Annotated in this window: 15 protein-coding genes; 8 read left to right on the forward strand and 7 right to left on the reverse strand. The window is 64.1% G+C overall.

All coding sequences use genetic code 11. The features are described from left to right. Window positions 1-118 precede the first annotated feature (118 nt). Together AC58NV_RS22355 and AC58NV_RS22360 are read right to left on the reverse strand one after the other, a co-directional pair. Window positions 119-1,474 carry an aspartate aminotransferase family protein gene (locus AC58NV_RS22355; protein WP_497229122.1) on the reverse strand — a complete coding sequence of 452 codons (1,356 nt, stop codon included), beginning with the start codon at window positions 1,472-1,474 and terminating at the stop codon, window positions 119-121. A gap of 43 nt (window positions 1,475-1,517) precedes the next feature. Further along, complete coding sequence (locus tag AC58NV_RS22360) at window positions 1,518-2,297, reverse strand: IclR family transcriptional regulator (protein WP_497229123.1); 780 nt, start codon at window positions 2,295-2,297, stop codon at window positions 1,518-1,520. Between the two features lie 619 nt (window positions 2,298-2,916). On the opposite strand from AC58NV_RS22360, the gene AC58NV_RS22365 reads away from it, so the two are divergent. After that, a complete protein-coding gene (locus AC58NV_RS22365) occupies window positions 2,917-5,010 on the forward strand; it encodes a 3-hydroxyacyl-CoA dehydrogenase NAD-binding domain-containing protein (protein ID WP_497229124.1) in 2,094 nt (697 codons plus the stop codon). A gap of 127 nt (window positions 5,011-5,137) precedes the next feature. Here AC58NV_RS22365 and rpe read toward each other — a convergent pair whose 3' ends face one another. Continuing rightward, window positions 5,138-5,827, reverse strand: a complete 690-nt coding sequence (rpe, locus tag AC58NV_RS22370; protein ID WP_497229125.1) for a ribulose-phosphate 3-epimerase — start codon at window positions 5,825-5,827, stop codon at window positions 5,138-5,140. Window positions 5,828-6,042: 215 nt separating this feature from the next. Between rpe and phnC the strand changes: the two genes are divergently transcribed. The 5 genes from phnC (at window position 6,043) to AC58NV_RS22395 (ending at window position 10,828) form a co-directional block, all read left to right on the forward strand. After that, window positions 6,043-6,861: a phosphonate ABC transporter ATP-binding protein gene (gene phnC / locus AC58NV_RS22375; protein WP_497229126.1), complete on the forward strand. Its 819-nt coding sequence runs from the start codon at window positions 6,043-6,045 to the stop codon at window positions 6,859-6,861. A 66-nt stretch (window positions 6,862-6,927) separates the two neighbouring features. Further along, window positions 6,928-7,830, forward strand: a complete 903-nt coding sequence (phnD, locus tag AC58NV_RS22380) for a phosphonate ABC transporter substrate-binding protein (protein WP_497229127.1) — start codon at window positions 6,928-6,930, stop codon at window positions 7,828-7,830. 113 nt (window positions 7,831-7,943) lie between these two features. Beyond that, the gene (phnE, locus tag AC58NV_RS22385) at window positions 7,944-8,813 is read left to right on the forward strand and encodes a phosphonate ABC transporter, permease protein PhnE (protein ID WP_497229128.1); all 870 of its coding nucleotides are present in this window, start codon (window positions 7,944-7,946) and stop codon (window positions 8,811-8,813) included. Further along, window positions 8,810-10,183 (forward strand): phosphonate ABC transporter, permease protein PhnE, encoded by a 1,374-nt coding sequence (phnE, locus tag AC58NV_RS22390; RefSeq protein WP_497229129.1) that lies wholly within the window; start codon window positions 8,810-8,812, stop codon window positions 10,181-10,183. The genes phnE (AC58NV_RS22385) and phnE (AC58NV_RS22390) overlap by 4 nt, the downstream gene beginning before the upstream one ends. A gap of 30 nt (window positions 10,184-10,213) precedes the next feature. Next, complete coding sequence (locus tag AC58NV_RS22395) at window positions 10,214-10,828, forward strand: LbetaH domain-containing protein (protein WP_497229130.1); 615 nt, start codon at window positions 10,214-10,216, stop codon at window positions 10,826-10,828. A gap of 223 nt (window positions 10,829-11,051) precedes the next feature. On the opposite strand, the gene AC58NV_RS22400 is transcribed toward AC58NV_RS22395, so the two are convergent. Beyond that, window positions 11,052-12,122, reverse strand: coding sequence for an Mrp/NBP35 family ATP-binding protein (locus AC58NV_RS22400; RefSeq protein ID WP_497229131.1), 1,071 nt, complete (start codon window positions 12,120-12,122; stop codon window positions 11,052-11,054). 236 nt (window positions 12,123-12,358) lie between these two features. Next, complete coding sequence (gene gap / locus AC58NV_RS22405) at window positions 12,359-13,387, reverse strand: type I glyceraldehyde-3-phosphate dehydrogenase (protein ID WP_497229132.1); 1,029 nt, start codon at window positions 13,385-13,387, stop codon at window positions 12,359-12,361. Window positions 13,388-13,531: 144 nt separating this feature from the next. Between gap and AC58NV_RS22410 the strand changes: the two genes are divergently transcribed. Together AC58NV_RS22410 and AC58NV_RS22415 are read left to right on the forward strand one after the other, a co-directional pair. Further along, on the forward strand, window positions 13,532-14,536 hold the full coding sequence (locus AC58NV_RS22410) for a LacI family DNA-binding transcriptional regulator (protein ID WP_497229133.1): 1,005 nt from the start codon (window positions 13,532-13,534) through the stop codon (window positions 14,534-14,536). 145 nt (window positions 14,537-14,681) lie between these two features. Further along, window positions 14,682-14,897, forward strand: a complete 216-nt coding sequence (locus tag AC58NV_RS22415) for a hypothetical protein (RefSeq protein ID WP_497229134.1) — start codon at window positions 14,682-14,684, stop codon at window positions 14,895-14,897. 68 nt (window positions 14,898-14,965) lie between these two features. On the opposite strand, the gene AC58NV_RS22420 is transcribed toward AC58NV_RS22415, so the two are convergent. Both AC58NV_RS22420 and AC58NV_RS22425 read right to left on the reverse strand, forming a co-directional pair. Next, window positions 14,966-16,111 carry an iron-containing alcohol dehydrogenase gene (locus tag AC58NV_RS22420; RefSeq protein ID WP_497229135.1) on the reverse strand — a complete coding sequence of 382 codons (1,146 nt, stop codon included), beginning with the start codon at window positions 16,109-16,111 and terminating at the stop codon, window positions 14,966-14,968. Window positions 16,112-16,175: 64 nt separating this feature from the next. Continuing rightward, window positions 16,176-17,558: an aldehyde dehydrogenase family protein gene (locus AC58NV_RS22425; protein WP_497229136.1), complete on the reverse strand. Its 1,383-nt coding sequence runs from the start codon at window positions 17,556-17,558 to the stop codon at window positions 16,176-16,178. Window positions 17,559-17,632: the final 74 nt, after the last annotated feature.

Below are 17,632 nucleotides of genomic sequence, written 5' to 3' on the forward strand. Positions count from 1 at the left end.
TGGGGGGGGGGTGGCGTGACGGGGGGCGGGGGCTGGAAGGGGGTGTTTTGGTCCCGCTATGGCAACTGGCGACGCCCGGTCCTGGCTGGCCCGGGCGCGGCAGCGCTTGGCGCTTGCGTCAGCTCACTGCCGCGAAGCCTGTGTCAAGCGCCGAGAGAATGGTGTCCGCCTCCGCCGCGCTCAGCACCAGCGGCGGCGACAGGATGATGTTGGGGCCGGAGACCCGCACCATCGCGCCGGCCTCATAGGCGACCTCCTGCAGCTTGCCGATGGTCTTCTTGTCCACGGCTGCCTTAGTGGCGCGGTCGGACACCAGCTCCAGCGCGCACATCAGGCCGTGGCCGCCGCGGACGTCGCCGATCAGCTGGTATTTCTGCTGCAGCGCCAGCAGGCCGTGGTGGATCTGGCTGCCGCGGGCGGCGGCGTTTTCCGGCACGTTCAGGCGCTGGGTTTCCGCAAGGCAGGCGAGGGCGGCGGCGGCGCCGACCGGGTGGCCCGAGTAGGTGTAGCCGTGGCCGATGGCCGCCTTGCCGGTAGTGTCCTTCTCGAAGGTTTCCGTCAAATGGTCCGCGATCATCACCGCACCAAAAGGGAAGTAACCGTTGGTGATCGCCTTGGCGGTGGCCATCATGTCGGGCTGCACGCCCCAGTGGCGTGAGCCGCTCCACGATCCGGTGCGGCCGAAGGCGGTGATCACCTCATCGGCGATCAGCAGGATGCCGTGCTTGGTGCAGATCTCGCGCACCCCAGGCATGAAGCTCTTGTGCGGCGGGACCACCCCGCCTGCGCCCAGGACCGGTTCCATGATGAAGGCGGCGATGGTGCCCGCGCCCTGGAAGGCGATCTCATCTTCCAGCGCCTGCAGGCAGAGCTGGGCCAGCCGCTCCGGATCTGTTTCGTTGAACGGGTTGCGGTAGGTGTAGGGCGCCGGGATGTGGTGGCAGCCGGGCAGCAGAGGCTCGTACTGGGTGCGGAAATTGGCATTGCCGTTCACCGAGGCGCCGCCCATGTGGGTGCCGTGGTAGCCCTTCTTGAGGCTCAGGAATTTGGTGCGGCCTTCCTCGCCGCGGATCTTGTGGTACTGGCGCGCGAGCCGCAGGGCGGTTTCCACCGAATCCGAGCCGCCGGAGGTGAAGAAGGCGCGGGTCAGCCCGTCGGGCGCGAAGAAGGTGCGCAGCTCCTCGGCCAGCTGGATCACCTGGTTGTTGGTGGTGCCGCGGAAGGTGGAGTAATAGGGCAGCACATCAAGCTGCGCGGCAATCGCGTCCTTCACCACCTGGCAGGAGAAGCCGAGGTTCACGTTCCACAGGCCGCCGACCGCATCGACCACCTCATGCCCGTCGATGTCGGTGATCTTGACCCCTTGGGCGGAGGTGATGATGGCGGGCGGATTGGCCAGGCTGTCACCCGGGTGCGCCATCGGGTGCCACAGGGATTTGGCGTTGTGTTCTTTCAGAAAGTTGGAGTCTTTCATGGGGCAGCTCCTGGATGCGGCCCGGTCCGGGCCGGTGAAGGGGTCAGGCGGTTTCGTCCTGCGGGTAGTCTGCGGGGGCGGAACCGCCGATACGATGGGTGAGGGCGGCGCCCGCGCGGCGCAGGGCCGCCGGGATCAGTTGTTTCTGTTCCGCCGACATGCGGGAGGCCGGCGCGGCCACCGCGAGGGCGCCGATCACCTTGCGGTCCGGGCCAAAGACCGGGACCGCGTGGGAATGCACGTCAGCCTCAAACCCGCCAACCGACACGGCAATGCCGCTGCTGCGGATGCCGGCCAGCTGGGCGCGGATTTCCTGCGCGTCGGTGACGGTTTCCGGGGTGCGGGCCTCCAGCGGCTGCGACAGGACTTCCTCGGCGAAATCCGGATCGGCATAAGCCAGCACCGCCATGCCGGAGCTAGTGCCGTGAAACGTCAGGACCCTGGCGTCCTCCATCATCACCTTGGTGGCGGTGCGCGGCGAATAGGCATGCGACAGCGAATTGAGCTGGCGGCCTTGCAAGAGCGACAGGTGGCTGGTTTCGCCGGTTTCGTCGCTGAGGTCGCGCAGCACCCGGCGAGAAACGGAGAGGATCGGAACCGCCGCCTCGCGCAGGGCCGCAAGGCGTAGAACCTGGGGACCGAGCCGGTAGGAGCGATCGTCGCCGGCCTGTTCGACATAACCTGATTCCTGCAGTTCGCTCATCAGTCTGTAGACGGTTGCCTTGTTCATGCCGGACAGGCGTGTGAGGTCGCTGAGCCCGATCCTGGTCCGGCTGTGGTCAAAGTAAGTCAGTAAGGACAAGGCTTTGGATACCGTTCCCATGCTCTTGCCGATGCTCCCTGCTGGTTCCGGCGGATGCTGTCTGCGTGAGAAGACGCATAGCGATGCAATTGTGTTGGCAGAAAAGGACAGTGTCTGTCAATCGAAATTCAAACCAGTGGTTTGTATAGCGAACCGATCGGATGGCCGGACTGAAGAACTGGGAGCTGAATATCGCTTCGAACGGCGCCGGTGTTGCGGCCGCGCTAGGCCCCGGCACTGCGCCGTTGGCCGGGGAAACGGAAGAGCGGGGGAACTCCGCTTTGCCCCCCCCGTCGGCATGGGCGGGAGAGCTTGGCGAAGGGCGGCTTTGCTGCGGTGCCGGATGCTCTGTCAAAGCGCTGGAAACCCTGGACGGCGGGACCGCCAGCAGGCTGATGAAAACCGGCTGACAGGCCTGGCGGCTGTGCTGACAGATAAGGTGTTTCAAAAAGTTTCCATTTACCACTATTTCTGTTACGCAACTATCAGCATGACAGTCTGCCGGAGGCCGTAAGCGCCGAGACGCGTGGTTTGCGGGCCTTCTGCTGTCATTGGGGCTTGGCGCCGGTCCGGCTGCCGTGCCTAATCTGTTTGGAGCCGGGCGCAGGCACTGCCGCCGCGGAAGAGAGAGGATGACCGGATGAGTGAAGCCATTGCATTTGAGCGCGTCGGCGATATTGCCGTTCTGAAGGCGCAGAATCCGCCTGTGAACGCGCTGGGCCTTGATGTGCGCAAGGGGCTGCTGGACGGGATCGGGCGCGCCGAGGAGGAGGGCGCCAAGGCAGTGCTGATTTACGGTGAAGGCAGGACTTATTTTGCCGGTGCCGATATCCGCGAATTCGGCAAGCCGCCTCAGGAGCCCTATCTGCCGGGCCTGTGCAGCCGGATTGAAGCGTCGCCGCTGATCGTGGTCTCGGCCATGCATGGCACGGCGCTGGGCGGCGGGCTGGAGGTGGCCTTGTCCTCGCACTACCGGATTGCGGTGCCTTCGGCCAGGATGGGTCTGCCTGAGGTCAACCTGGGCATCTTGCCCGGCGCCGGCGGCACCCAGCGGCTGCCGCGGCTGGCCGGGACCGAGGCAGCGCTGGAGATGATCACCACCGGCCGCCACATCGGCGCGGCGGAGGCGCTGGACAAGGGCATCATCGACCGCATCGAAGACGGTGAGCCGCGCGAGATTGGCCTTGCCTATGCGCAGGAGCTGCTGGACGCAGGCGCGCCGCGCCGGGCCGTCGGTGAAATGGCTGCGCCGGATCCGGTGGATTTCGATGCGGTCTATGAGGCCACATTGAAGAAAGCCCGCGGCCAGCTGTCGCCGGCAACGGCGGTGCGGGCGGTGCAGGCGGCGGTCGAGGCGGAGAGTTTTGAGGCGGGTCTCAAGCGCGAGCGCGCGCTGTTTACGGAACTCATGGAGTCGGATCAGCGGCAGGGCCTGATCCATGCCTTCTTCGCGGAGCGCGCGGTCAGCAAGCTGCCGGAGCTGGAAGGCGTTGAACCTCGTGACGTTTCCGCAATGGGGGTGATCGGCGGCGGCACCATGGGAGCGGGTATCGCCACCGCGGCGCTGCTGGCCGGGCTGCACGTGGTGCTGATCGAGATGACTGATGAGGCGGTTGCTGCCGCGCGCGGCCGGATTGAGGGCAATCTGCAGGGCGCGCTGAAGCGGGGCAAGATTTCCCAGGCGCAATATGAACAGCTGACTGGCGAGGCGCTGACCGTGGCCACGGATTATGCCGCTTTGGGGCAAGTGGACCTGGTGGTCGAGGCCGTGTTCGAGGACATGGACGTCAAGCGCGAGGTCTTTGGCAAGCTGGATGCGCATTGCAAGCCGGGAGCGGTGCTGGCAACCAATACGTCCTACCTAGATGTGGATGAGATCGCCGCGGTGACCTCCCGCCCGCAGGATGTGATCGGGCTGCATTTCTTCTCGCCGGCGCATGTGATGAAGCTGTTGGAGGTCGTGGTGGCGGAGAAGACCGCGCCGGATGTTCTGGCCACAGGCTTTGCCCTTGGCAAGCGGCTGAGGAAGGTCGCGGTGCGCTCCGGCATCTGCGACGGGTTCATCGGCAACCGGATCATGAACGCCTACCGAAAGGCCGCGGAATATGTGGTGCTGGATGGGGCGTCGCCCTATCAGGTGGATAAGGTGGTGACCGGTTTCGGCTTCCCGATGGGGCCGTTTTCAATGGGCGATCTGGCAGGCCTCGACATCAATTGGGCCGCCCGCAAACGCCGCGCGCCGACCCGTGATCCGCGCGAGCGGGTACCGCGCTTCTACGAGATGCTCTGCGAGGGCGGCGATTTCGGCCGGAAGACCGGCAAAGGCTTCTATGTCTACGAGGACGGTCCGCGGGGCGGCGGCGTGCCGAATCCGCAGGTGGCGGAGCTGATCGCCAAGGATCAGAAGCAGCAAGGTATCACCCCACGCGCGTTCCCGGACGCGGAGGTTTTACGCCGCTACATGTGCGCCATGGTCAATGAGGCCGCCAAGGTGGTGGGTGAAGGGATCGCACGTCGCCCGCTGGACGTGGATATGGTGATGCTGTTCGGCTATGGCTTCCCGCGGTTCTGGGGCGGGCCGCTGAAATGGGCCGACCTGCAGGGGCTGGACAGCATCCTGGCGGATATTCGGGCTTATGCGGTTGAAGATGATTTCTTCTGGCAGCCCGCGCCGCTGCTGGAGCAGCTGGTTGCCGATGGCAAGTCCTTCGATGATCTGAACAAGGGCGCATAAGAAGGCAGCCAGGGCGTACAGACGCAGCCCGCCTAAAGAAAAGCGCCGCGCTGAAAGCGCGGCGCCCGGCCCAACAAGAGCGGCGCATTTCAGGATGCGCCCTGCGATTGACGGGAGTTCCCGTCGCTTACGTCCAGGTGCCTTCGGTGGCGGCGCGGATTTTGCGGATATTCTCGCCATAGACCTCCGGGTTGTCCACCGAGCCGCCCTTGAACACCGCGGAGCCTGCGACCAGCACATCGGCGCCGGCCTCGGCCACCAGCGGCGCAGTGGTGGGATCGACACCGCCGTCGATCTCGATATGCACCGGGCGGTCGCCGATCATCGCGCGCAGGCGGCGGATCTTGGCGGTCATGTCGATGAACTTCTGGCCGCCGAAACCCGGGTTCACGGTCATCACGCAGACAAGGTCAGTGAGGTCCAGCAAGTGCTCAACGGCTTCGGCCGGAGTGCCAGGGTTCAGTGCGACGCCAGCCTTCATGCCGGCTGCACGGATCGCCTGCAGGGTGCGGTGGATGTGCAGGCCTGCCTCGATATGGGCGGTCAGCACGTCGGCGCCGGCATCCGCATAGGCGTTGATGTAGGGATCAACCGGCGCGATCATCAGGTGCACGTCCATCACCGTTTTGACATGCGGGCGGAACGCCTTCACTGCCTGCGGGCCGAAGGTGAGGTTCGGCACGAAATGCCCGTCCATCACATCCACATGCACCCAGTCGGCGCCCTGGGCTTCGATGGCCTGGATCTCCTGGCCGAAGTTGGCGAAATCGGCAGACAGGATGGAGGGTGCGATCTTGATCTTGCGGTCAAAGGACATCTGGCAGCTTCCTTTTGCGAACGGAATTGAGGAGTCGAAGGCCGTATAGACTGTCCGGCCCGCTGTGCACAGGGGCAGATTGGGCGGCAGGGCGGTTTATCCGGACGGAACGCCTGCGGGTTGCGCCTGGCGGCGTTACAAAACTTTCACGGCAGTGACACATGAGCTTTGAGCAGGGCCGGTAGGCAATCCCGGAACGAGAAGGGAGCGCCCCGGTGCTGCGCATTGACAAACTGACCAAACGCTTCGGCGAAAAGATTGCGGTGGATACCGCCACGCTGGACATCGACAAGCCCTGCATGATCGGCATCATCGGCCGCTCCGGCGCAGGCAAGTCCACCCTGCTGCGGATGCTGAACCGGCTGGAGGACGCCAGCGGCGGCCGCATCCTGTTCGAAGGCCGGGAAATCACCGGACTGAAAGGCAGGGACAAGCGTGCCTGGCAGTCCGACTGCGCGATGATTTTCCAGCAGTTCAACCTGGTGCCGCGGATGGACGTTGTTTCCAACGTTCTGCACGGCACGCTGAACCGCCGCAATGCGATGGCGGCGCTGTTCAACCTGTATCCGATGGCAGATATTCACACGGCGATCGACATCCTCGACCGGCTGGGCATTGCCGAACATGCGGCCAAGCGGGCGGAGGCGCTGTCGGGCGGCCAGCAGCAGCGGGTGGCGATTGCCCGGGCGCTGATGCAGGACCCGAAAATCATTCTGGCGGATGAGCCGATTGCCTCGCTTGACCCGATGAACGCCCAGACCGTGATGGAGGCGCTGCGCCGCATCCACGAGGAAGACGGGCGCACCGTGATTGCCAACCTGCATACGCTGGACACCGCGCGCCGCTATTGCGACCGGGTGGTTGGGATGCGCGACGGGCGTATCGTGTTCGATGGGCTGCCGGAGCAGCTGACCACCGGTGTGGCACGCGAAATCTATGGTGCCGGAGAGGAATTCTCCGAGGCCGCCACCTCAACCGAGATCGAAACGCTGGAGAAGACGGACGCCCTGCGCGCCGCCATTCCTGCTGAATAACCCCTGACTTGTTTTCATCGATCCTGGGGGCTGCTCCCCGGGAAAGACCAACCGGAGAGAAATGAGATGAAAAAGCTGATTGCTGCCGTTCTGGCGACCACCGCGCTGACCGCCCCTGTTGCGGCAGAGGAAATCAAGGCATTCCGCATCGGCATTCTGGGCGGCGAGAACGCTCAGGACCGCCTGAACAACAACGAATGCCTGCGCGAATACACCGAGAATGAACTGGGTGTTGAAACCAAGCTGTTTGCGCCTGCCGACTATAACGGCGTGATCCAGGGCCTGCTGGGCGGCACCATAGACATGGCCTGGCTGGGCGCGTCGGGCTATGCCAAGACCTATCTGTCCGACCCCGAAGCGGTTGAGCCGGTTCTGGTCAAGGTGAACACCGACGGCGGTTACGGCTACTACTCGGTCGGCTTTGCCCGCAAGGACAGCGGCATCACTTCGCTGGAAGGCATGAAGGGCAAGGCCTTCGGATTCGGCGATCCGAACTCCACCTCGGGCTACCTGATCCCGTCGATCGAGATCCCGAACAAGATCAATGCCAGCATGGAGTCGGGCGACTACTTCGGCGAAGTGAAGTTCACCGGCGGCCATGAGCAGACCATCGTCGCTGTCGCCAATGGCGACGTTGATGGCGGCGTGACCTGGGCCGACGGCCTGGGCGAATGGGAAGACGGCTACCAGTCGGGCGCGCTGCGCCGTGCCGTGGATGCCGGCCTGGTCGACATGAACGACATGGTCGAGATTTGGAAATCGGCGCCGATCCCGGAAGGCCCGGTTGTGCTGCGCAAGGCGCTGCCGGCTGACGTGAAACAGAAAATGACCGCGCTGATGGATAACCTCAGCGAGATTGACCGCGACTGCTTCTACGGTGTCGCTGCCGGTGAAGCCAAGAGCTTCGACCCGATCACCCACGACGCCTATGAAGTGATCATCGAAGCCCGCAAACTGAAGTCCCAGTAATTTCAGCCCAGCACTCATAGAACTGAGCTCTGCAGGGTTCCGGGCTTGCCCGGGCCCCGCAATTCCCTCGATGGCCGCTGGTTTGGCCACCCCTCAAAGACCAGGACCCTTAGATGGCAGATCTGACGGCAGCCCGGCCCTCGGTGGAGGAGATCCGGGAGCATTATACCGCACACACCCAGCGCAAGCGGCTGTATGGCGGTATTCTTCTTGCAGTTTTCGTGGCGCTGATGGTGGCAGGGTTCCGCACTGCGGATGACCGCAATGCTGGCTCCTTTGCCGACGGTTTCACCCGCATCTTCGACTACCCGACCGAGGTTCTGGCAGAAGCCGCCGAAAAGGCCGCGCAGTTGCCCGGGCATCTGGTGCATTTCTTCCCGGCGCTGGTGGAGACGTTGAACATCGCCGCGGCCTCGACTCTGGTGGGGGCTGTGTTCGGCACCCTGCTGTCGCTGCTGGCGACCCGCGGCATGGCGCCCTGGCCGGTGCTGATCCCCCTGTTCCGCCGCATCAGCGACATCTGCCGCGCAATACCTGAAATTGTCATAGCGCTGGTGCTGATCTTTGTCCTCGGCGGCGGGCCGGTGCCTGCGATGATCGCCATTGCCATCCACACTGCCGGCGCGCTGGGCAAGCTGTTCTCCGAGGTGAACGAAAACGCCTCGCTGAAACCGGTCGAAGGCCTCACCTCTGTGGGTGCCACCTGGGCGCAGCGGATGACGCTGGGAGTGATCCCGCAGGTAGGCCCGAACTATGTCAGCTACGCACTCTTGCGGTTCGAGATCAACATCCGTGCCTCTGCCATCCTTGGTTTCGTCGGCGCGGGCGGCATCGGCTATGAGCTGAAGAACGCCATGTCCTGGGGGCAGGGGTGCTATGACGAGGCCGCCGCGATTTTCCTCCTCCTTTTTGTCACCATCGTGGCCGTTGACCAGCTGTCCGGCCTCCTGCGTGACCGCCTGACTCATGGAGCGAAGCCATGACCACTTTTGACACCACATTGACACCGGCAGACCTCAAATCGGACGTCTCGCGGCTGTTCATGAAGAAGCGGCTTGTGAATTTCGCTCTTCCTGCCGCTGTGCTGGCCTATCTGGCTTATGTGTTTGTCGCCTTCGATCTGCCGGGGCTGTGGGAGCGTGCCAGCCTGGACAACGCGAAGTCCTTGGTCAGCGACAGCTACAGCTACAAGACCCATGTCACCCGCGACAACCGTAGCGGCGAAGTCTCTGTAGCGATCGAAGGCGAGCGCAAGGGGGCCTATCCTGATGGCACGGCGCCGGACTGGGTGGCCCTGGGCGAGACCACGGTGATTGACCTGGAGGACGGCCACAGGGTCACTTTCGGACTCGAATCCATTGAATACGCCATCCCCGGCTATGGCACCGTGCGCGCCACTCCGAGCCGCAGCGCAGGGGTGCGGGCTGAGCTGCCTGAAGGGGATGTTCCCGACTGGATCAATGTCTCCAAGAACCGCTTGGCCGTGACCACGGAGGCCGGCCGCCTGACCGTGACCCGCAACCGGGCCGAGGTGTTTAGGTATTTCGCCGGGTGGGAGCTGTTCTTCTTTACTCTCGAGAGCCCCTATTACGGCATGGGAGCGGGGGAGCTGCTGCACCGCGCTGCCACCGGCGAGGCGGGGGCGATTTTCCAGGAGTACTGGACCAACAAGATGTGGCGCCATCAGGATGTGGCCTGGGCGATCGCAGAGACCCTGCTGATGGCCTTCCTTGGCACCATCGGTGCCGGCATCATCGCGCTGCCGCTGGCCTTTCTTGCCACCCGGAACTTCATGCCCTTGCGCATTATCCGCTTTGCCATGCGCCGCCTGTTTGACTTTGTCCGCGGCGTCGACTCGCTGATCTGGACGGTAGTGCTGGCGCGCGCCTTTGGCCCCGGACCCTTGACCGGTGCGCTGGCGATCCTGGTGACGGACACCGGCACCTTCGGCAAGATTTTCTCCGAGGCGCTGGAGAACGTTGACCAGAAGCAGATCGAGGGTGTCGCCTCCACCGGCGCCAAACCGGTGCAGCGCTACCGTTTCGGAGTGATCCCGCAGATCACGCCGGTGCTGTTGAGCCAGCTTCTGTATTTCCTGGAATCCAATACACGCTCTGCCACCATCATCGGCGCGATTACCGGTGGAGGCATCGGTTTGCTGCTGACACAGGCGATCATCACCCAGAAGGACTGGGAGGAGGTGGCCTATTACATCACCCTGATCATCCTGATGGTGATGCTGATGGACTGGTTCTCCGGCTGGCTGCGCCGCCGCTTGATCAAGGGCGAGGGCGGAAAGGCCCGGCGCAATCTGGCCAAGGCGGAGAAAGGCAGCGCGTTTCTGCTGCCCTGACCCCGCCCCGGATATTTGAAGAGGAAAACCATGCTCCGTTTGCAGGCCGAGGCGCCGTTTCTTCACCCGGATTGCACTATTACCGGCAGCAGCTTGGGCGCTTATGTAGAGATCGGTGCAGGCAGCCGGGTCGCGAATTCCGTGTTCGGCGACTACAGCTATTGCGACCGCAGTTGCGACATTGCCAATGCGCAGATCGGCAAGTTCGCCAATATCGCCAGCTTTGTGCGGATCGGCGCCTCCGATCACCCGATGGAGAAGGCGTCGCTGCATCATTTCCTCTATCGCTCCGCAAGCTATTGGGACGACGCAGAGGATGACGCGGAGTGGTTCGCCTGCCGCGCCGGACGCACCGCGTGCATCGGCCATGACACCTGGATCGGGCATGGGGCTATGATCAAGCCCGAGGTTGCAATCGGCGATGGCGCGGTTGTGGCGTCAGGCGCCATTGTGACCAAGGATGTGGCACCCTACACAATCGTCGGCGGCAATACCGCCAAGGTGATCCGCCGCCGTTTTCCCGAGGCGGTGGCCGAGCAGATGATGGTGCTGGCCTGGTGGGATTGGGACCATGAGGCATTGCGTGCAGCGCTGCCGGATTTCCGCCGGTTGCGGGCCGAGGAGTTCCTGGAAAAATACGCCTGATCCGGCGGGCGGAGGCTCCCGCCTGTTCCTGGGCATTCACAGAATGCCCGTCGCAGTTGGGCGTGGCGCTGCTGCGCGGCGAAAAGGAACTGATGAGAAGCGTTTGAAAGGGCAATTCTGCCCTTCAAGCGCGTTGTCCATTTTTGGTCTGCCAGCCGCGCCTCAAGGATGAACGGCGCTGCGCGCCGCCGCTGCGCGGCCCTCGCCCCAGGACTGGCAGCAGTCAGGCGGCGCCTGCGTCGACCAGTTGGGTGGCGATGTCGAGGAAGACCTTGGCCTGGGCGCTGCCGGGTTTGGCCGCAACGATTGGCGTGCCGTTGTCGCCGGCCAGACGCACGTCGAGATGCAGCGGCACCTCACCCAGCAGCGGCACGTCGAGCTTCCTGGCTTCCCGCGTCACGCCGCCATGGCCGAAGACATGTTCCTCATGGCCACAGTTGGAGCAGATATGGGTCGACATGTTCTCGATCATGCCGAGCACCGGCACATTCATTTTGCGGAACATGTCGATGCCCTTGCGCGCATCGATCAGGGCCACGTCCTGCGGGGTGGAGACAACGATGGCGCCGTCCACGCGGGTTTTCTGCGCCAGGGTCATCTGCACGTCGCCGGTGCCGGGCGGCAGGTCGACGATCAGCACGTCCAGTTGCCCCCATTGCACCTGCAAGAGCATCTGCTGCAGCGCCCCCATCAGCATGGGGCCGCGCCAGATCACGGCCTGGTCTTCGCCGGTCATCAGCCCCATCGACATCATGGTGACGCCGTGGTTGCGCAACGGCAGGATGGTCTTGCCGTCGGGGCTGGCGGGGCGGCCGCTGACCCCCAGCATCTTTGGCTGTGAAGGGCCGTAGACGTCGGCATCCAGCAGGCCGACCTTGCGCCCTTGCATCGCCAAAGCGCAGGCGATGTTGGCCGAGACGGTGGATTTGCCAACGCCGCCCTTGCCCGAGGCCACAGCGAGGATCCGCGCCACGCCCGGCACTTTCTGCGGTGCTTGCTGCTGGGGCTGTGCCGCTTTTTTGGGTTTCAGGTCCGGCGGTGCTTTCTCCGAATGGGCGGTCAGCATGGCTGATACCTTCTCCACCCCCGGCAGCGCTGCCACGGCCGCGTCGGCCTTGTCGCGCACGGTGCCGTAGGCCTCGGACTTGCCGGGGTCGATTTCCAGCACAAAGCGGACGGTGCTGCCTTCGACGCTTACGGCGCGGGCGATGCCTGCGCTGACGATATCGCTGCCGCTGAAGGGGTCGGTGATGGATTTGAGCGCCTCAAGGACGGTTTCACGGGTGACGGTCACGCCGGTCTCCTGTAGCTGATCATGTCTTGCGCCTGTTGTGGCGCAATTGGGCAGGTCATGCCAGCCGTACCCGGCCCGGAGTTTGATTTAGCAGATCCTGGAGTCAGCTTTTTTGCCGGCTGACCTTGTTGAAGGCTTTGAAGCCAAGCGCCAAAAGCTACAGCGCCGCGCGTCAGCGCGGCGCCGGGCCCAACGGGAGGAAGCCCATAGGGCGGACGACGGGCGGGAGGAACCCGTCAGCTGGCCAAAGCCACCTCTGCGGATTTCATCACTGCGCCGATGCGGCGGCCGGTGTCCACCATGCGGTTGGAGAAGCCCCATTCATTGTCATACCAGCTGACCACCCGCACCAGCCCTTCGGCGGTGACGGCGGTCTGCGCGGCGGCAAAGCAGCTGGAATGCGGGTCGTGGTTGAAGTCGACGGAGACAAGCGGGTCTTCCTCGTAGGACAGAATGCCCTCCAGACCGTTTGCAGCTGCCGCCTGCACCGCCGCGTTGACGGCCTCGACCGTGGCAGGGCGCTCCGGGACAAAGCTGAGGTCCACCACGGAGACATTGGCGGTGGGCACCCGGATGGCCGAGCCTTCCAGCCTCCCCTTCAGATGCGGCAGCACCTCGGAGATCGCCCGCGCAGCCCCAGTGGACGTGGGGATCATCGACAGCGAGGCTGCTCGGGCACGGTAGAGGTCCTTGTGGCTGGTGTCATGAGTCGGCTGATCACCGGTGTAGGCGTGGATGGTGGTCATATAGCCGGTTTTGATGCCAAAGGCCTCGTCCAGCACCTGGGCCAGCGGCGCCAGGCAATTTGTGGTGCAGGACGCGTTGGAGATGATCACGTCCTCCGCCGTCAGATCCATGTGAGTGACGCCAAAGACCACGGTGCGGTCCGCATCCTTGCCGGGGGCAGAGATCAGCACCCGCTTGGAGCCGTTTTTCAGATGCCGCGCTGCATCCTCGCGGGCGGTGAACAGGCCGGTGCATTCGTAGGCGATGTCCACATCCTGCCAGGGCAGCTCCTCCGGGTTGCGGATGGCGCTCAGGCGGATGCTGTGGTGGCCCACGCGGATCAGGTCGTCTGCCAGGAACACCGGGGTTTTCAGGCGCCCGTGCACGCTGTCGTACTTCAGCAGATGCACCAGGGTTTCCGGCGGCGACAGGTCGTTGATGGCCACTACCTCGATATCCTTGGCATCGCTTTCAAGCAGCGCCCGCAGTACCCCGCGGCCAATGCGCCCGAATCCGTTGATTGCAATCTTCAGTGTCATCTCTGATCTCCGGCTGGTGTACCGGAGTTCAATCCGGTATCGATAACGGTTGCGATACCGATATCGATAACGATTGCGAAAATCAAGCCCCTTGCCGGCAGAGCAGCCCTTGCGGCGGCCAGCAAACTGCAGGAGCATGGGAGGATGACCAAGAAACTGCTTCTGAAAGACGTGGCCAAGCTGGCCGGAGTCAGTGAGATGACCGCGTCCCGTGCCTTGCGCGGTGCCCCGGATGTTTCCGCCAAGACCAAGGCGAAGATCGAGGAAATTGCCCGGGCCCACGGTTATGTTCCGAACCGGATTGCCGGTTCCTTATCCTCGCAATCGGTCAATCTGGTGGCGGTGGTGGTGCCCTCGCTCAACAGTTTTGTTTTTCCGGAAGTGCTCTCGGGGATATCGGCCGTCTTGAAGGACAGCCCGCTGAAGCCGGTGGTGGGGGTTTCCGGTTATGACCTGGCTGAAGAGGAAAGCGTCATCCGCGAAATGCTGAGCTGGCGGCCGTCGGGGCTGATCGTGGCCGGGCTGGAGCATACAGAGGCTACCCGCCGCATGCTGCAGCAGGCCGATTGCCCGGTGGTCGAGGTGATGGATGTGGACGGCGACCCGGTGCGCCACTGCGTCGGCATCTCTCATCTGCAGGCTGGCCGCGGCATGGCGGAGCAGATTCTGGCCCGCGGCTACCGGAAGATTGGCTTTATCGGCACCAAGATGCCGCAGGATTTCCGCGCCAGAAAACGCTTTGACGGCTTTACGGATGGGCTGGCGGCGCAGGGTGTTACGCTTGGCGATATCGAGCATTACTCCGGTGAAAGCGCGATCCAGACCGGCCGCCAGCTGACGGCGCAGATGCTGGCGCGCAGCCCGGACCTGGATTGCATCTACTATTCCAGCGACGTGATGAGCGTCGGAGGACTGATGCATTGTCTGGCCACGGGCCTGTCCGTGCCGGGAGACATCGCGCTGGCAGGCTTCAACAATCTGCAGATACTGCAGGGCCTGCCGATGCAACTGGCGACCACGGATGCCTGCCGCCAGGAAATCGGCGAGCGCGCGGCGCAGATCATTCTGAAGTCGCGGGAGCCGGGCGGTGTAGAGGGGTTGGTTTTCGACCGCCTGACGCCGGCAATCAGCCTGGGAGAGACATTGTAGCCCGCCGCGGCTGATGGCGGATGGGTAGCTGACGTCGCCGATCAGCTGTGCCTTCTGGCGATTTTCCTAGCTTTGGCCTGCGCACCGGGGCAACCTGAGGACATGGTTCCAGTTCAGTGCGGGTCGGCCCGGAGAAGGAGTGCAGATGCCCAAGTACAATGACATGTTTGAGCTTTCGGTCGAGGATATGGACCTGATTGAAACCTCCCTGCGCCATACAAGGGATGCCTTGTCCGAAACCCACCCTGCGGCGGGCAGCGCTGATGCGGAAACCCTGCGCCGGGTCCACGCTCTGCTGGGGCAGCTGCATAATCAGAAGATTTTCTACTACCCCAAGGACAAGGTCTACGTCAGCGGCTGACGCCGCCGAACAAAAAAGTGCGCTCCCCGCAAGGCGGAGAGCACTGTAAATTGCTGTTCGGCCTTTGTTTACATCGCGGCCTTGAACAGCTGTTCGAGGTTTTCCTCTGTCAGCGGGATGGGGTTGCCGCCGCAGGAGGGGTCGGTGACGGCGCCTTTGACCAGCTCCGGGATCGCATCCGCGGTGACGCCGAGGTCGCCCAGCCCGCGCGGGATGCCCAAGGAGTCGTTCAGCTCCTGCACGAAGCTGCGGAAGCCGTCGAAGCCGCCCCCGATGCCCAGATAGGCCGCGGCCATGTTGAAGCGGTCCGCAATCGCGGAGGCGTTGAACTCCAGCACGGCGGGCATGCAGACCGCGTTGGTGGTGCCGTGGTGGGTATTGAAGTGCGCGCCGACCGGGTGGCTCATCGCGTGGATCGCGCCGAGGCCCTTCTGGAAGGCGGTGGCGCCCATCGCCGCTGCTGACATCATCTGGGCGCGGGCCTCGATATCGGTGCCGTCATTGTAGGCGCGGGGCAGGTAGTCCTTCACCAGCCGCATACCCTCCAGCGCAATGCCCTGGGACATCGGATGGTAATGGGGGCTGCTGAACGCCTCGACGCAATGGGCAAAGGCATCGAGCCCGGTGCCTGCGGTGATGAACCTGGGCATGCCGACGGTCAGTTCGGGATCGCAGATCACCACGGCGGGCAGCACCTTGGGGTGGAAGATGATCTTTTTCTGGTGGGTGACGCTGTCGGTGATCACGCTGGCGCGGCCCACCTCTGAGCCGGTGCCGGCGGTGGTCGGCACCGCGATGATCGGCGCGATGGCATCGGCATCGGCGCGGGTCCACCAGTCGCCGATGTCCTCGAAGTCCCAGACCGGGCGGGTCTGGCCCGCCATGAAGGCGACCATCTTGCCCAGGTCCAGGCCGGAGCCGCCGCCGAAGGCGATCACCCCGTCATGGCCGCCCGCCTTGTAGGCGGCGACGCCTGCCTCCAGGTTCTTCTCATTCGGGTTCGGATCGACCTCCGAGAACATCGCCCGGCCGAGGCCCGCCGCCGCCATGATGTCCAGGGTCGATTGGGTCACCGGCAGGTCCGCCAGCCCCTTGTCGGTGACCAGCAGCGGCTTGGTGATGCCGGCGGCGGCGCAGGCCTCCGCCAGTTCCTTGATCCGGCCTGCGCCGAACTTGATTGCGGTCGGGTAGGACCAGTTTCCAGTGAGAGACATGTCGTTTTCCTTTGATGCAAGTGGCCCGCCCCGGGAGGAGAAACGGGGCGGGCGGGGCCGTCCGTCAGCCGGTCACCTTCTTCAGGTGATAGGATTTCGGACGGGTCAGATTGTGATAACCGATGACCGACAGGCCGCCGCCGCGGCCGGTGTCCTTGCAGCCGGTCCAGCACAGGCCCGGATCCAGGTAGTCGGCGCGGTTCATGAAGACGGTGCCGGTCTCGATCCGGTCCCCCACGGCTTGCGCCCGCTCGACATCCCTGGTCCAGAGCGAGGCGGTGAGGCCGAAGTCGCTGTCGTTCATCAGGGCGATGGCCTCCTCATCGGAAGAGACCTTCATGATGCCCACAACCGGGCCGAAGCTTTCCTCGCGCATCACCCGCATGTCATGGGTGACACCCGTCAGGATCTGCGGCGTCAGATAGGCGCCGCCGTCATCCCCGGCAAAGGGTTCGATATGGGCCACCGCGCCGGCCTCGACCGCCTCGGCGATCTGGCTGCGCACTTCGCTGGCAAAACGCTCATTGGCCATCGGGCCGATGGTGGTCTCCGCGTCCAGCGGGTTGCCCAGGCGGTAGCCTTTGACGATGGCAATGGCCTTCTCCAGGAAGGCATCAAACAGGCTTTCATGCACATAGATCCGCTCGATGCCGCAGCAGCACTGGCCGGAGTTGAACATGGCGCCGTCAATCAGCGTGTCCACCGCCGCACCCAGGTCGGCGTCTTCCATCACATAGCCCGGATCCTTGCCGCCCAGCTCGGTGCCGACGCCGGTGAACGTGCCGGCCGCCGCGCGCTCCATCGCCTGGCCGCCGCCCACCGAGCCGGTGAAGTTCACGAAGCTGAAGGCCTTGGAGGCGATCAGCTCCGAAGTGGTATCGTGGTCCAGAAAGACATTCTGGAACACGTCCTGCGGCACGCCTGCGGAATGGAAGGCCTTTGCCATCCGCTCACCCGCCAGCAGGGTCTGGGTCGCGTGTTTCAGCACCACGGTGTTGCCGGCGATCAGCGCCGGGGCCACGGTGTTGATCGCGGTCATATAGGGGTAGTTCCAGGGCGCGACGACAAAGACCACCCCGTGGGGGATGCGCTTGATGTAGCGCTTGAAGGTTGCGTCCTCGCCGACCTCGATATCCGCCAGCGACTCTTCGGCGATCTGCGCCATGTGGCTGGCGCGCTCGTTGAAGCCGCCGAATTCGCCGCCGTAGCGCACCGGGCGGCCCATCATATGGGCCAGTTCCGGCACGATTTCGTCATTCATCGCGCCGACAGCGGCGACGCCCGCCATCACCAGTCCGATGCGCTCCTGCAGCGGCCGCGCCGCCCAGGCGGCCTGCGCCGCCCGCGCCCGTTCCGCCGCCGCAAAGGCGGCCTCGCGCGGCAGCACCGCGCGCTCCGCAAAGACCGATCCGTCAACCGGCGAGATGCATTTCAATACCTGGCCCATTGCCATTCACTCCATTCAGAAAGGGCCAAAGCCCTCTTCATCTTTCCGAAAATACTCCGGGGGTCCGGGGGCTG

The organism is Leisingera sp. ANG49 (assembly GCF_059694505.1).

Coding starts and splice junctions, on each gene's coding strand:
- AC58NV_RS22425 (WP_497229136.1), bottom strand. CDS start 17,558: ATGGGCCAGGTATTGAAATGCATCTCGCCGGTTGACGGATCGGTCTTT.
- AC58NV_RS22395 (WP_497229130.1), top strand. CDS start 10,214: ATGCTCCGTTTGCAGGCCGAGGCGCCGTTTCTTCACCCGGATTGCACT.
- phnE (WP_497229128.1), top strand. CDS start 7,944: ATGGCAGATCTGACGGCAGCCCGGCCCTCGGTGGAGGAGATCCGGGAG.
- AC58NV_RS22420 (WP_497229135.1), bottom strand. CDS start 16,111: ATGTCTCTCACTGGAAACTGGTCCTACCCGACCGCAATCAAGTTCGGC.
- rpe (WP_497229125.1), bottom strand. CDS start 5,827: ATGTCCTTTGACCGCAAGATCAAGATCGCACCCTCCATCCTGTCTGCC.
- AC58NV_RS22415 (WP_497229134.1), top strand. CDS start 14,682: ATGCCCAAGTACAATGACATGTTTGAGCTTTCGGTCGAGGATATGGAC.
- gap (WP_497229132.1), bottom strand. CDS start 13,387: ATGACACTGAAGATTGCAATCAACGGATTCGGGCGCATTGGCCGCGGG.
- AC58NV_RS22410 (WP_497229133.1), top strand. CDS start 13,532: ATGACCAAGAAACTGCTTCTGAAAGACGTGGCCAAGCTGGCCGGAGTC.
- phnD (WP_497229127.1), top strand. CDS start 6,928: ATGAAAAAGCTGATTGCTGCCGTTCTGGCGACCACCGCGCTGACCGCC.
- AC58NV_RS22355 (WP_497229122.1), bottom strand. CDS start 1,474: ATGAAAGACTCCAACTTTCTGAAAGAACACAACGCCAAATCCCTGTGG.
- AC58NV_RS22360 (WP_497229123.1), bottom strand. CDS start 2,297: ATGGGAACGGTATCCAAAGCCTTGTCCTTACTGACTTACTTTGACCAC.
- AC58NV_RS22365 (WP_497229124.1), top strand. CDS start 2,917: ATGAGTGAAGCCATTGCATTTGAGCGCGTCGGCGATATTGCCGTTCTG.
- phnE (WP_497229129.1), top strand. CDS start 8,810: ATGACCACTTTTGACACCACATTGACACCGGCAGACCTCAAATCGGAC.